The sequence below is a fragment of the Lactobacillus sp. X-49 genome (genome assembly GCF_057063645.1).
In genome coordinates this window covers 26,420-39,643 of sequence record NZ_JBXSQM010000016.1, presented here as the reverse complement: position 1 = coordinate 39,643, position 13,224 = coordinate 26,420, and the positions used below count along the sequence as shown (strand labels likewise).

The 13,224-nt window shown below is 33.2% G+C and carries 16 protein-coding genes; 10 read left to right on the top strand and 6 right to left on the bottom strand.

Going from position 1 to position 13,224, the window contains the following annotated elements; translation table 11 throughout:
- The 5 genes from ACYIAQ_RS07960 to ACYIAQ_RS07940 form a co-directional block, all read right to left on the bottom strand.
- Positions 1 to 454, bottom strand: a 454-nt coding sequence (locus ACYIAQ_RS07960; protein ID WP_483562690.1) for a helix-turn-helix domain-containing protein, incomplete at its 3' end; no start/stop codon positions are given.
- 77 nt (positions 455 to 531) lie between these two features.
- Entirely contained in the window at positions 532 to 1,827 is a 1,296-nt protein-coding gene (locus ACYIAQ_RS07955; RefSeq protein ID WP_483563265.1) for an ABC transporter substrate-binding protein, read from the bottom strand.
- The gene (locus ACYIAQ_RS07950) at positions 1,820 to 2,506 is read right to left on the bottom strand and encodes a response regulator transcription factor (RefSeq protein WP_483563264.1); all 687 of its coding nucleotides are present in this window, start codon (positions 2,504 to 2,506) and stop codon (positions 1,820 to 1,822) included. The genes ACYIAQ_RS07955 and ACYIAQ_RS07950 overlap by 8 nt, the downstream gene beginning before the upstream one ends.
- Positions 2,499 to 3,824: a sensor histidine kinase gene (locus ACYIAQ_RS07945; protein ID WP_483563263.1), complete on the bottom strand. Its 1,326-nt coding sequence runs from the start codon at positions 3,822 to 3,824 to the stop codon at positions 2,499 to 2,501. Before ACYIAQ_RS07945 ends, ACYIAQ_RS07950 begins: the two co-directional genes overlap by 8 nt.
- Entirely contained in the window at positions 3,824 to 4,837 is a 1,014-nt protein-coding gene (locus ACYIAQ_RS07940) for a substrate-binding domain-containing protein (RefSeq protein WP_483563262.1), read from the bottom strand. Before ACYIAQ_RS07940 ends, ACYIAQ_RS07945 begins: the two co-directional genes overlap by 1 nt.
- 202 nt (positions 4,838 to 5,039) lie before the next feature.
- Between ACYIAQ_RS07940 and ACYIAQ_RS07935 the strand changes: the two genes are divergently transcribed.
- The 5 genes from ACYIAQ_RS07935 to ACYIAQ_RS07915 are packed head-to-tail and all read left to right on the top strand — an operon-like array spanning position 5,040 to position 8,052.
- Complete coding sequence (locus tag ACYIAQ_RS07935) at positions 5,040 to 5,480, top strand: PTS sugar transporter subunit IIA (RefSeq protein ID WP_483563261.1); 441 nt, start codon at positions 5,040 to 5,042, stop codon at positions 5,478 to 5,480.
- Positions 5,481 to 5,496: 16 nt separating this feature from the next.
- Positions 5,497 to 6,000: a PTS sugar transporter subunit IIB gene (locus ACYIAQ_RS07930; RefSeq protein ID WP_483563260.1), complete on the top strand. Its 504-nt coding sequence runs from the start codon at positions 5,497 to 5,499 to the stop codon at positions 5,998 to 6,000.
- 30 nt (positions 6,001 to 6,030) lie between these two features.
- Entirely contained in the window at positions 6,031 to 6,891 is an 861-nt protein-coding gene (locus ACYIAQ_RS07925) for a PTS mannose/fructose/sorbose/N-acetylgalactosamine transporter subunit IIC (protein ID WP_483563259.1), read from the top strand.
- A 2-nt stretch (positions 6,892 to 6,893) separates the two neighbouring features.
- Positions 6,894 to 7,736: a PTS system mannose/fructose/sorbose family transporter subunit IID gene (locus ACYIAQ_RS07920; protein ID WP_483563258.1), complete on the top strand. Its 843-nt coding sequence runs from the start codon at positions 6,894 to 6,896 to the stop codon at positions 7,734 to 7,736.
- Between the two features lie 22 nt (positions 7,737 to 7,758).
- On the top strand, positions 7,759 to 8,052 hold the full coding sequence (locus tag ACYIAQ_RS07915) for a DUF202 domain-containing protein (RefSeq protein WP_483563257.1): 294 nt from the start codon (positions 7,759 to 7,761) through the stop codon (positions 8,050 to 8,052).
- Positions 8,053 to 8,173: 121 nt separating this feature from the next.
- Here ACYIAQ_RS07915 and ACYIAQ_RS07910 read toward each other — a convergent pair whose 3' ends face one another.
- Positions 8,174 to 8,935 (bottom strand): DeoR/GlpR family DNA-binding transcription regulator, encoded by a 762-nt coding sequence (locus tag ACYIAQ_RS07910; protein ID WP_483563256.1) that lies wholly within the window; start codon positions 8,933 to 8,935, stop codon positions 8,174 to 8,176.
- A 178-nt stretch (positions 8,936 to 9,113) separates the two neighbouring features.
- Between ACYIAQ_RS07910 and ulaG the strand changes: the two genes are divergently transcribed.
- Genes ulaG through ACYIAQ_RS07885 form a run of 5 tightly spaced genes read left to right on the top strand, consistent with a single transcriptional unit; the run spans position 9,114 to position 13,161 of the window.
- On the top strand, positions 9,114 to 10,187 hold the full coding sequence (gene ulaG / locus ACYIAQ_RS07905; protein ID WP_122017684.1) for an L-ascorbate 6-phosphate lactonase: 1,074 nt from the start codon (positions 9,114 to 9,116) through the stop codon (positions 10,185 to 10,187).
- A gap of 36 nt (positions 10,188 to 10,223) precedes the next feature.
- Positions 10,224 to 10,700, top strand: coding sequence for a PTS sugar transporter subunit IIA (locus ACYIAQ_RS07900; RefSeq protein ID WP_483563255.1), 477 nt, complete (start codon positions 10,224 to 10,226; stop codon positions 10,698 to 10,700).
- A gap of 1 nt (position 10,701) precedes the next feature.
- Positions 10,702 to 12,192 carry a PTS ascorbate transporter subunit IIC gene (locus ACYIAQ_RS07895; protein WP_483563254.1) on the top strand — a complete coding sequence of 497 codons (1,491 nt, stop codon included), beginning with the start codon at positions 10,702 to 10,704 and terminating at the stop codon, positions 12,190 to 12,192.
- Positions 12,193 to 12,207: 15 nt separating this feature from the next.
- Positions 12,208 to 12,513: a PTS sugar transporter subunit IIB gene (locus tag ACYIAQ_RS07890; protein ID WP_122017687.1), complete on the top strand. Its 306-nt coding sequence runs from the start codon at positions 12,208 to 12,210 to the stop codon at positions 12,511 to 12,513.
- A gap of 9 nt (positions 12,514 to 12,522) precedes the next feature.
- Positions 12,523 to 13,161 (top strand): 3-dehydro-L-gulonate-6-phosphate decarboxylase, encoded by a 639-nt coding sequence (locus ACYIAQ_RS07885; RefSeq protein ID WP_483563253.1) that lies wholly within the window; start codon positions 12,523 to 12,525, stop codon positions 13,159 to 13,161.
- Positions 13,162 to 13,224: the final 63 nt, after the last annotated feature.

Below are 13,224 nucleotides of genomic sequence, written 5' to 3'. Positions count from 1 at the left end.
CTACATGTAATGCACGATTCTCTAAACGTAGACGTTCAAGTTCAGTTAACTCTTGAGAAGTATATTTATGCTTCTTTGCTTTAATTTTCTTTTTATGCATTAATGGTCGTCCTTGCTTAATAAATAAAGCATCAACACCGCCTTCATTTAATTTTCTTTGCCAATTCGCAATAGTGGAATGTTGTTTAATATTAAAATGATTGGCAGTAATTTGATAGCTGGCACTATGTTCTTTTCTCCAGTTTAAGACTTCTAATTTAAATTGACCACTATATCTTGTCTTAGAAAAGCTTTTTTCCAGGCCTCTGTTACCATACTGTTGATAATTATTGATCCAACCATCAATAGATCTACGTGATGTGATATGTAATTTCTCTTGAATTTCTTTTGTACTAAATCCTCTTTGATACAAATCTACTGCTTCTAATTTTGTTTTTAGTAAATATTTAGACATAAGAAAACCCCCGAATTGGAATCTTTGTCCAATTCCGGGGGTTAACTTCAGCTGAATGTGTCTTTTTAACTTAATAGTTACTCATTGTTATTATGGTTAACCTGTAATTGAATATTAAATAATTGCGTTTCTAAATCTCCTGTCTTTAAAGCACTTTGAATTTTATAATCAAGCCGTTCCATTTTGGAATTATAAGATTTGAATTTTGGTATTGTAGAACCGTCTGTCATAATTAAATCTAATTTTTTAGTAGTTAAATTATGATAATTGATGACTTTTTCATCAAGAATTCTTTGGCATGCAGGACTGTTAATAACGCTAGGTAAAACTGATGCTCCCATATTTGTTTTCATAACTTCGCATTGGATGTTTTTGTTTGTGCATAATAATTTCATGAATTCCCATGCTGCTTGTGGATTTTTTGCTTTACTGGTAATAGCAAACATTGTAGTGTCCATTGGTGTTGCCTGCGTATTTTTATTACCAGGCATTTTCGTACACTCCCAAAGAAATTTGTTGTCGCGAGTAATATGAAAAGGATAAGAAGTATATGTACGATATTGTGCCAATCCTAAAGGCATGAAAGCTACTCGTCCTTTATCAAAAAGTAAAGACGTTACATTATATAAAGGTTGATCGTTAGTTAAATTTTCAATCAGAGAAAATGCTTTTCTAGAAGCATCTGTAGTCAATCGTGTATTTCCATCTGGGGTGAACAATTGATTATTATAAGCAAGTTGGGCATCTTGCCAAGTATAGTTCATGGTTACGCTGTAATATTTTTTCTTTTGACTTGCGTATGTAACCTGGTGACACAACTTATAAAATTTTTGAGGTGTCCAGTTTTCAGTTGGCGGAACAATATTTAATTTTTGGAGTAAAGTTTTATTCATTACCATTAAAGTAGGGTTGGCTTCATAGGGTAATGCTAATTGTTTCCCACTATATTGCCCTGCCTTTAGAGTGCTCTTATAAAATATTGATTGTTTTATATTGTCTTGACGCATCATCGGCTTTAAGTTTTTAAAAGTTCCTTCACTTGCTAACAAATTAAAGTCTTGGTTTGGTACGAGAATTAAATCAGGTGTATTGCTTTCAATTATTTTTTCACTGAGCCAGTTACGATAATCATCTTTCTGGATTCCACCTTCATATTTAATTGTAATATCTGGATGTTCTTTTTTAAATGTATGAATTGCATCATCAATAACATGATATTGATGCCCATTAGGTACATTCCAACTACTGCTGGTATAAAGTCCAATAGTTAAAGTTTTTTTATTAGTATATATATGATGCCAAAAAACAAATATGCTAATAATCAAAAAAATGAAGAGCCCCATAATTGAAAACAATATATGTTTTTTACGCATTTGTATCACTATCCTCAATAGGTTGGCTGGTCACACCAGTCTGAACGGCCCAAATTGCAAGTTGTGTTCGATCGCGTAACTGCAGCCTATCTAAAATCTTGGATATATAATTACGTACAGTTCCTTCGGATAAATAAAGCTTAGCGGCAATTTCCTTATTTGAAAGCCCCAATCCGACTTGCTGAATAACGCTCCACTCATGCTTAGAAAAGTTCTTAGTATCTTTATCATTAACCTGAATTGCATAGTTTGCTTGTGCCATTTTAGAAAAAAGTTTAAAAACTTTTTCAGTTATGTTAGGGTTGATCATTGCTCCACCGTTATAAACGGTTTTAATAGCTTGATAAAGTTCTTGAGTAGAAGCTCCTTTTAAAAGATATCCCGAAGCCCCATATTTTAAAGCACTGAAAATAAAATCATCATCATCAAAGGTAGTTAAAATAATGACCTTTATTTGAGGATATTTCTTCTTAACATATTTTGTACAAACTGTTCCATCCATTTTTGGCATACGAACATCCATTAAGATAATATCAGGTCTATTTTTAGAGATACTGTCTAAGACTTCTTTACCATTTGACACTGTATCAATAACAGAAAATTCTGAATTAGCATCTAAAATAATTTTCAGTGAATCTCGAATTAATTGTTGATCATCTGCAATCATAATTTTAATCATATGTATCGCCCTCTGCTGAAATTTCAACCCTAGTTTTAAAGCCGTCTTCCCCATTAAAACTAATTTTGCCATTAATAATTGCAACTCGCTCTTTCATTTGAGTAATTCCATATCCCGGAACTATGTGCTCTGTTCCTATTCCGTTATCTATAATTGTCAGTCGATAAGTTTTGACGTCAATTTTATCACAATTAATTGTAATCTTTGTCGCATGTCCATGTCTTAAGGAATTGGTAATTGATTCTTCTATAATTCGAAAAATAACGTCTTCAGTAGTTTTTTCAAAATCGGTAGATCCCCAATGATAGGAAAAGTTAATCTTAATTCGTGAAATATCAGCGTATTCTTTTAACATTTTCTTAAGTGACTCTTCAAGAGTATAGTTATTTAAAGTTCCTGGACGAATTCGATTAAGTGCTTTACGCACATCCTTAATTCCTTGCTTAACTGCAATTTGAATCTTCATTAATTGTTGTTTGGTAGTATTTTTGTCAACATCAATTAATACAATAGCTGCGTCTATACCTGCAGCTATTCCTGTTAATGCATGACCAACGGAGTCATGAATATCTCTAGCAATTCGTTTACGCTCTCGATCTTGAGCAATATATTCGGACAATGCCGCATAGTTCTTGAGTTCATAATTTGCTTTAGAAGCCAGAGCAAGTTTATTTTGAATGTCATTTTCTTGATTTAATTGATAAATAGCAAAATAGATTAAAATTAAAATAAAAAGGGTAAGATTAAATGTCGTAATAAAATTTTTCCAAAAAATCAGAGCAGGTCCAATTTGTAGAGGTAAAAAGGTTAAGTATGTATCTAGGTTAAGTAAGGTCATAAAATGACTAAGAATTGAGTAATCTGTAATTAATAATAAAAACAGCAAAAATGAGATTACAATTATCCAAATCATATAATCATGAAAGTTATATTGATTACGATTACTTATAATGAAATCTACGAAAACTAGTAAAAAAATACCATTATAAGTCATTCTTAAAGATAAAAAAACAATTATAGCTAAAAATAATTCAATTAAAATAAAAGTATTACTAAACTTAGAATTATGATTAAATTCAAAATCATGATGAATAAACATTACAATAGCTAGCATTGAAAAGCTAATTGTACTTTGCCAAAAAATAAGCTGTGGAGAATCGGGAATGTGTGGCAAAAGTGATAGTAACTGAAAAGCTTGTTCAGTTCTAATTACATAATTAGTTGTGTAAACGAAAAGAGTGGCATTAAATAGAATTGCAAAAAAATTGAGCCACATCATCATTTTTCGTAAGATTAGCAAATACTTAAATTTAGGCATTATTGCCACCCCGAAACATTGAACTGATTAATATTTTTATTAGTGATCAAGTGAACTGGCAAAATAATTTTAGACGGAACTTTTTGGCCATTAATTAATTTGTAAACTGTTTGTGCTGTAGTCTTACCTAAATTAATCGGAGTTTGAGCAGAAGTTGCAATTGCGTCATGATTAGTGCCAAGTAGTTTTTTCATGTTTTCTGATCCATCTACACTATAAACATCAATTTGACGCTTTATGTTTATTTCGTCGATTGCAGCTAGTGCACCGATTGCAGCTTGGTCGTTCAATGCCATGATAGTGTCAACCTTTGGACCATGACGTAATGCCTTTTCTACAAGAGGAAGAGTTATCTCAGCTTGGCCGTATGTATTAATCTTTTTTACAAAATGATAATTTTTACTATGAGGAGACTTTTTAATAGTATCAGTAAACCCTTGTATACGGTTATTAGCTGAATATGCGGAATAATGCTCAAGTAAAAGAATTCTGGCTTGCTTTTTATGTTTTACTAAGTGATTAGCGCACAATTGTCCAGCACGGTAATTATCCGATAAAATGGTGCAATCTGCGTATCTAGCTGATTTCATTTGTGAATCGACTATAATAATTTTGATTCCTTGCTTTTTTGCTCGATGCAATGCACTTAAAATTTTGTTACTTCCTCCATCAACAGGATTGATAATAATTGCGTTGACTTTCTGTGTAATAAAAAAATTAATCTCTTCAACTTGTTTGTCAACACTTAAAGCAGGGTCACGATTATAGAGTCGCCCATTATGAATATCGACATAGTTAGCAATTTGCTCGTTTATCACGGGGAAAAAACTATTATTCATGGTCATATAGGTGGAGCCAATTTTTATTTGATTATTTTGACCAGGATTAACAATGTAAATTAAATAAACCATAAAAATTAAAAAAATGGCAATAAGTAGTTGTATCCCTAGCAAAATCTGTTTATGAAATAACCTAGTCCGATAATACTGTTTTTTCTGCTTACCCAAATTCAATTCTATCATCTCGATTACTAAGTTGGCTAAAAATCTTCTTATGATAATTATTACTGAAAACATTTAACCAATCAACATTAATTTAGAAATCGCTTCCAAATAGTGACATTTGTCATACTGTATTTTGTTACATTTAACACTGTTAACGCATTCAATAGCTGTGCTATTGTTAATTTATTCAAATAAAGAGAGGTGTGAAATATTGAAATACTTGATTTTAGTATCTCATGGGCAATTTGCAGAAGGTGTGAAAACATCGCTTGAAATGTTTGCTGGTGATAACACTAAATATTGCTTTGCTTTGTGTCTGCATGATGGAGAATCAGCGGAAGAATACGGTAATAAAGTTGAACATTTTTTTCAAAAAAAGAAATTTAAAAATGATGATGAATTTGTGGTTTTAGCTGATATTATTGGCGGCAGTCCGCTAACAACGTTTTTAGGTTTGTTTTCTCAGCATAAATATTTTGAAAATTCAGTAATACTTGGTGGTATGAACTTTTCAATGGCACTCACTGCGTTAGTTTCTTTAGAAATTATGGCTAAAGATAAAATAGCTGAAACTGCATTAAGTGAGGGATTAAAAGCGATGAAGCAATACAATATGCCTCAGGATATAAATGAAGCTGAGGATAATATTTAGTTATAGGAGAAAAATAATGACAGTTTCATTAATTAGAGTTGATGACAGAATAATTCATGGTTTAATTACCACTCGTTGGGCAAAGGAGCGTCCTTGTGATGGCATTATTGCAGTAAATGATGGAGCAGCTAATAATCCCATCTTAAAGTCTGCATATAAATCAGCTGGTGAAGGACAGGGAAAGAAAACATTTATTTGGACTATGGATCATTTTAATAAAGTGAAGGATAAAGTAGTAAATTCTGATACACGTTACTTTTTGATTACAAAGAATCCACAAGATATGAAACATATATTGGTAGATCTGGATTTTGTTCCTAGTGAACAAACGGAATTAATTGTTGGTCCTGGTAATGACCGTCCAGGTGCAATTAAACTGGGAAGTAATCAATCTTTTACTCAAGAGGAAGGTGATGCCTTTGAGGCAATTAGTAAAAAAGGATATAAGGTTCACTTTGCCCTATTACCAGATAAACAATTAGGTTATTGGGATAAATTTAAAGGTAAATTTGGTTATTAATGTTTTCATAATGAAGAGAAGGAGAAAAAAATGACTATTAGTTGGTTTCAAGCAGCCATTTTAGGACTTTTTGCATGTCTATGTTCAAACTCCTGTATGGCTGGTCAAGCAGTTGGCAATTATACAATTGGACGACCATTAGTCGGAGGGCTAGTTTGCGGAATAGTCTTGGGTAATTTACCACTTGGAATTGCTTGTGGTGTTGCTACACAGCTGGTTTATATTGCTTTAGTTACACCAGGTGGTACTGTAGCTGCTGATGTTCGGGCAATTTCATATATTGGTATTCCCTTGGCTATGGTAGCAATTTCTTCTAGGGGTTTGGATCCAATGGGCTCTGCAGCTGCCAATATGGCAAAGTCACTTGCCACTTTAGTAGGTACGGTTGGCTCTGTTCTGTTTTATGCTGTTGCTTTCATGAATTTGATTTGGCAAGCTTTTGGTTGGAAAGATATTGAGAATGGAAAACTGAACCATCTTTATGGAGTTGATTTTGGTTGGCCATGGGTTTCACACGTAGTCTTTTCATTTTTGCCCACTTTATTGATGACTCATTTTGGTGCACAAGCTGTTACTGCATTGAGAACGGCTTTACCGATGGACGGTATTCCAATGAAAACTTTATTTACGGTTGGGGCTATGCTTCCATGTGTTGGAATTGCAATTCTACTTAGGCAAATTATTAACAAAGCTACAGACTTTATTCCATTTTTAGTTGGATTTACTTTGGCTGCATCATTACATTTGAATCTAGTAGCTGTGACAGTTATTTCATTACTTTTTGCGGTAATTATGTATGAAATTGAAATGGCAAAAGGACCAGGCAGTGGAAATACCAAACTTGTATCTTCTACTGAAACTACAAGTGATGACGATGAGGAGGATATCTAAAGATGGATGTAGAAAAAAAGAGAATAAGTCGTAAAACTCTAAATAAATCCTTTAATCTATGGTTTTGGGGAGCATTGACTTGTTTTTCACAAGAGCATATGCAAACCTTTGGCTATTTATGTTCGATGTTACCGATTATTAAAGAATTATATCCTAATGATAATAAAGCTCAAACTGAAAATATCAAAGCTTATACAGCATTTTTTAATACTAATCCAATGCTGGGTTCAGTTATTATTGGTACAACTGCCAGTTTGGAAGAAGCACGTGCTAATGGTGAAAAGATTGACGGTCAAACAATTAACGATATGCGTGCCGGTTTGATGGGACCAATTGCTGGTATTGGTGATTCTTTAATTGATGGTACTTTAATTCCTATTTTGCTAGGTATCGCCTTAGGAATGTCACGAAATGGGTCTCCAATTGGTGCGATTTTTTACATCATTGTTTGGGACTTAATTGCATATTTTGGTCAACGCTTTTTGTATTTCCGTGGATATAAACTAGGAGATAAAGCTGTTGAATTTTTGGTTGGTAAGCAAGGAGCGGCAGTACGGCGTGCAATTTCCATAGTTGGTGGAATGGTTGTTGGTGGTGTTTTAGCAACTTGGGTGAACGTTACAACTTCACTACAGCTTAAAGATAATACTGGACATGTTTTTTTAGATTTGCAAAAGCAGTTGGATGGCATTTTTCCTGGTATCCTGACAGTCATTGTTACTCTATTTTGTTGGTGGTTAATGGCTAAGAAACATGTTTCAGCTATTTGGACAATGATTATCCTTATAGTCATTGCTTTTGCTGGCGTCGTTCTTGGAGTATTCAACCCAGGGTTGAAATATTAAGTCTCATCAAGAGGGGCAAATAATGAATGCTAAAAAAATAACTGAAGGCTATCAAGAAGAAGTCACATATCAAAAAAGAATGTTACAAAATTTACAATACTGGTTACAGTTTTTCTTAGCAGTTGGTGCGATTGGTTTTGTGTTGTGTTATTACTTTTATAGACGAACAATCTGGTTATTTATTATCGGCATTATCTTATTATTAATTAGTATGTTTAGTTCAGCTATAATTGCTTATGGCAAATATCGTGGTAAGAAAAATTTAAAATTATTAATATCTGATTATCAAAATAAAATTGATTATTTAGAAAAGTAAATTATTGCTTAAATAAAAGCTCGATACAACTTTATGTATCGAGCTTTTTTGGTATTTAAAATAAATCATATTATGGTTTAAAACTATAAGATGATTGACGTATATCTCATGAAATTTTTAACTAAAGTTGTATTTGAATAACTTGTACACCGGCTTTTATAAAATTTTCCACTGTTGCTCTAGGTGTAAATGAATCAGTAATAAGTAAGTCAATATTTGAAATTTTTCCAATCATAAAGTTAGAAAACTTATTAAACTTACTATAATCAGCAACAACAATTAATTTCTTGGCATGTTTAATAATTGCTTTGTTAACTTTGGCTTCTTCCATAAATGGGGTTGAAATTCCTCTCTCTATGCTTATTCCAGCACAACCAATAATGGCCCAGTCAGCATAAATTTTTAGAAAAGCATCTACAGCCCAATCACCACTCATAATTAGTTTCCGATTAATATTGCCGCCACTTAGAATGATTTTACTATTACTTGTCCTAGTATCAAGTTCGCCAGCGTATCCATTGTTAGTCAATATATTAACGTCTTTTTTTAACAGATAAGGTATTGATTCAAAAGCAGAGGTGCTTGAATTAATAAATACCCAACTATGTTTCTCAATATGGTTAGCAGCTTCTTTTCCTATGCGTTGCTTAATGTAACTTACAGAATCTGTTAAAGGTATTTCTTCTGGCTTTACTAATGAGATTTTCCCTTTTTCTTGTAATATTTTCCCTTGATTAGCTAAATTACTACAATCTCTACGTACAGTCATTATTGATACATTTAGTTTTTGACTAAGGTCAGTTAATGAAATAACTTTCTGATGATTAAGTAAATCAATAATCTGTTTACGTCTAGCTTGAATTTCTTTATATGAATTTTTCATTTTGAATTTCCTTATTTTTATCAAAAGTACCATAAAATATGAAAATTAAGATTATTTAATCACTTTTTGTGAAAAAATACCATAAAAAAATATTAATACCATAAAATGTGATTGAAAACGGTACCAATTAACAATATAATTTAACTAGAAAAAGAAATAAATCTTATGGAGGACAAAAATGACACAACCTAAAAATATAAATGAAGTTACACCAGCTGTTTTTGCAGAAAACAACTTTCCAGAATGGGGTACATTTTTAAACGAACAAATTGCTGCTAAAAAAGTACCAGAAAAATCCTTTGCAATTTGGTGGTTAGGTTGCATGGGTACATGGTTAAAGACACATGAAGGCACGAATGTAGCAATTGATATGTGGAATGGTACCGGTAAGCATACTCATGGAGATGGCAAGATGCGCAAGGGTCACCAAATGATGCGTATGACTGGTGGCGAGGCAATGCAACCAAACATGCGTAATAAGCCTTATGTAATTGATCCATTTGCTATCAAAGACTTAGATGCTCTTTGTGTAACACACACTCACCATGATCATTTGGATATGTATACTGCAGCTTGTGTAAATAAGTATTGCCCAGATGCTAAGTTTATCGGCCCACAAGGCGTTGCAGATGAATGGCAAGAGTGGGGGGTTCCAGCTGAAAAGATTACTGTAGTAAGACCAGGCGATGAAATAAAAGTTGGAGCAGTAACAATTAAAGCTTTAGAAGCATTTGACCGTACTGAATTAGTCACTGAAGATGATCCTAATGTTAAGCTTGCAGGCACTAAGCCAATCGATATGGCTAAGGTAGCTGTTAACTACTTAGTAGAAACTTCTGGAGGCAACTTGTACCACTCTGGTGATTCACATTATTCAAATACTTTCGTAAAACATGGTAACGAAAACAAGATTGATGTTGCGTTATGTGCATATGGTGAAAATCCACGTGGTATCACTGATAAATTAGATGATTCTCAAGTTTTGAGAATGGCTGAAGCATTGAATACTAAAGTAATTATTCCTATGCACTATGATATTTGGACTAACTTTTACAGTGATCCTAAAGATATTTTGGCTTTATGGAATAGAAAGAAAAATCGTCTTCAGTATCAATTTAAGCCATATATTTGGCAAGTTGGTGGTGAATTCAACTTCCCACAAGATAAAGATAAGATTGAATACATGTATGACAGGGGCTTCCACGATGCGTTTAAGAACAATCCTGACCTACCATTCCCAGAGTTATTATAATTCACTTTTTAGTTAATTATATGGTAGGAGGAAACCATGTTACGTTATTTTTTTGAAAATCATTTGATAAATATTAGTCAAAAGCATCCTAAAGATTGGCAGGAAGCTATCAGAATTTCTGGGGAAGTAATGAAAGAAAATAATCTTGTTACCGATAAGTATATTGATCAGGTAATTGAAGATATTAAGCAATATGGGCCTTACATTGTAATTGTGCCTGGAGTTGCGATGCCACATTCTCAAGCTGATAGTTCGGGAGTACTTGGTACAGGAATTGGATTAACTATTTTTCCAGAAAAAGTTTCCTTTGATCACAATGATTCTGATAAAGATGCGCAATTATTTTTCATGTTGGCAGCTAAGGATAATAAAACTCATATGAAAAATATTGCAAATTTATCTAACCTATTAATGGAGGATGGCATGATCGAAGATTTATGTCATGTGAAAAGCTTAGACGATTATAGCAAAGTTATTCAAAAGCATGACATGATTGTAGAAAAGAGTAAGTAAAATGCAAAATATTTTGAATGCTTTATTAGCTATTTGGAGTTACTTTGCCACGAATGTTTTGAATCAACCGGCCTTTATGATTGGTTTCATCGTTTTAATTGGTTATATTCTTGAGCATAAAAAGTGGTACGAAGTATTATCTGGTTTTTTAAAGGCAACGGTTGGTTATTTTATATTAGCAGCTGGCTCGGGTGGACTAGTCAATACATTTCGTCCAATTTTAGTTGGATTAAAATCGCGTTTTCATTTGAATGCGATGATCATTGATCCATATTTTGGACAAAATGCTGTTAACGCTGGAATCATGGAACGTTTTGGACGTTCGTTTGCTGATACGATGCTGTTGTTGCTTTTTGCTTATATCATTAACATTGTTTTGGTTCGCTTTTCCAAATATACTAAATTAAGAGCAGTCTTTACAACTGGTAATGTTCAAGTGCAACAAGCTGCAACTGCGTTTTGGCTGATATTATTTTGTTTTCCAAAATTAAATAGACTATCAATCTTGGCTATTATGAGTTTGATTCTAGGTCTTTATTGGGCTGTGGGATCAAATCTTACCGTTGGAATAACACAAGAACTAACTGAAGGCGCTGGCTTTGCTGTTGCTCATCAGCAAATGTTTGGTATTTATTTCTTTGCGAAGCTCTCAGAAATGATTGAAAAGCATTCGTTAAAGAAGAATAAAAATAAGAATAAGCGACTAGAAGATATTAAGCTCCCTAGTTTTATGTCAATTTTTAACGATAACATGGTGTCTACTTCGATTTTAATGTTGATATTCATTGGAGCAATTTTAGTGGTTCTTGGGCCAGATTATTTGGTTAAGGCACATTTTATGCAAAAAGGCCAAAGTTTTATCTTTTATATTCTTCAGACTGCTCTCCAATTTTCAGTATACTTAGCAATCTTACAGTTAGGTGTTAGAACTTTCGTTAATGAATTAACAGAATCATTCACAGGAATCTCAGATCGTTGGTTACCAGGTGCAGTACCAGGCATCGATGTTGCAGCGACTCTAGGATTTGGTTCTCAGAATGCGCAGACCATTGGGTTTATGTTTGGTACTTTAGGTCAATTTACAATGATAATCCTACTATTGTTGTTCCATTCACCGACATTAGTAATTGCAGGTTTTATTCCATTGTTCTTTGATAATGCAGTTATTGGCTTATATTCAAACAATCGTGGTGGTTATAAGTGCGCGATGATAATGCCATTTATATCTGGACTAATCCAAGTAGCTGGTTCAGCTTTAATTGCAACCTGGGTCGGAATGGCAAAATATGGTGGATATCTTGGTATGTTTGATTGGGCAACGGTATGGCCATTTTTTACAGTGATTATGAAGTACTTAGGATTTATTGGCGTTGCAATAATTGTAATTATTTTAATTGCAATTCCACAGCTGCAATATCGTGCTGATCCAGATGGATATTTCTTAATTACAGAAGATTATCCTGCATGGCAAAAAATAAATGAAAAGAATTAGAAAGGATTTTACAATATGAAAATTTTAACTGCATGTGCAAATGGTTCAGGAACAAGTTTAATGCTTCTGAGAACAGTTAAGAATACATTAGAAAAAATGGGATATCAGATTACACAAGCTGACCATACTTCCATTTCAGAAGCTAAAGGGATTGCTCGTAATTATGATGTTGTATTTACCTCAGTACCATTCATTAATATGTTTGATGAAGTAAAAAAACGTGGTGGAGAAGTTATTGGAATAAAAAACGTTATTTCTGCAAGTGAAGTTGAAGAAAAAGTAAATGCTTCTGATATTCCAACTAAGTTTAAAAAGAATTAGGAGATAATCATGGATTTACCAATGTTGCAGGTTGCTTTGGATTGTAATAATACTGCAGAAGCAATTAACGTCTTAAGGCAAGTAAAAGATGTAATTGATGTTGTAGAAACGGGTACTATTCTCGTTTATAGAGATGGCTTAAGTGCAGTATCCAACTTACGTGCAATGGCACCAGACAAAATCGTATTGGCAGATGTTAAGTGTGCAGATGCCGGTGAAAAATGTGGGAAGTCATGTAAAGAGGCTGGAGCCGATTGGATGACGTGTATTAATGCAGCAACAGTTCCAACTATGAGTAATGCACAAAAGGAAATTGAAGTACAAGTTGAACTTTATGAAGGTTGGGATGATGAAAGTAAAATGAGACAATGGCTTGATCATGGTATTCAACAAGTTGTTTATCATCAAAGCCGTGATGCTAAATTTGCCGGACAGAAATGGTCTGAAAAAGATGTTGAGAATGTAAAAAACCTAATAAAAATGGGTTTTAAAGTTTCTGTTACAGGTGGTGTTCATCCGGAAATATTACAACTTTTTAAGGGAGTTCCTGTATATACCTTTATTGCTGGACGAGATATTAGAGAAGCTGAAGATCCTCATGCAGAAGCGATGAAATTTAAAAAAGAGATCAACAGAATTTGGGGTTAATTGTAAAGAGGGTATTAATGGAATTTATTTCATTAAATTCCCTTTTTATTTTAAACTTTATTG

Bases quoted from the DNA above. Each gene is read 5' to 3' on its own strand.
- ACYIAQ_RS07955 (WP_483563265.1), bottom strand. From the start codon at position 1,827: ATGCGTAAAAAACATATATTGTTTTCAATTATGGGGCTCTTCATTTTT.
- ACYIAQ_RS07950 (WP_483563264.1), bottom strand. From the start codon at position 2,506: ATGATTAAAATTATGATTGCAGATGATCAACAATTAATTCGAGATTCA.
- ACYIAQ_RS07945 (WP_483563263.1), bottom strand. From the start codon at position 3,824: ATGCCTAAATTTAAGTATTTGCTAATCTTACGAAAAATGATGATGTGG.
- ACYIAQ_RS07930 (WP_483563260.1), top strand. From the start codon at position 5,497: ATGACAGTTTCATTAATTAGAGTTGATGACAGAATAATTCATGGTTTA.
- ACYIAQ_RS07925 (WP_483563259.1), top strand. From the start codon at position 6,031: ATGACTATTAGTTGGTTTCAAGCAGCCATTTTAGGACTTTTTGCATGT.
- ACYIAQ_RS07920 (WP_483563258.1), top strand. From the start codon at position 6,894: ATGGATGTAGAAAAAAAGAGAATAAGTCGTAAAACTCTAAATAAATCC.
- ACYIAQ_RS07915 (WP_483563257.1), top strand. From the start codon at position 7,759: ATGAATGCTAAAAAAATAACTGAAGGCTATCAAGAAGAAGTCACATAT.
- ACYIAQ_RS07910 (WP_483563256.1), bottom strand. From the start codon at position 8,935: ATGAAAAATTCATATAAAGAAATTCAAGCTAGACGTAAACAGATTATT.
- ulaG (WP_122017684.1), top strand. From the start codon at position 9,114: ATGACACAACCTAAAAATATAAATGAAGTTACACCAGCTGTTTTTGCA.
- ACYIAQ_RS07900 (WP_483563255.1), top strand. From the start codon at position 10,224: ATGTTACGTTATTTTTTTGAAAATCATTTGATAAATATTAGTCAAAAG.
- ACYIAQ_RS07895 (WP_483563254.1), top strand. From the start codon at position 10,702: ATGCAAAATATTTTGAATGCTTTATTAGCTATTTGGAGTTACTTTGCC.
- ACYIAQ_RS07890 (WP_122017687.1), top strand. From the start codon at position 12,208: ATGAAAATTTTAACTGCATGTGCAAATGGTTCAGGAACAAGTTTAATG.
- ACYIAQ_RS07885 (WP_483563253.1), top strand. From the start codon at position 12,523: ATGGATTTACCAATGTTGCAGGTTGCTTTGGATTGTAATAATACTGCA.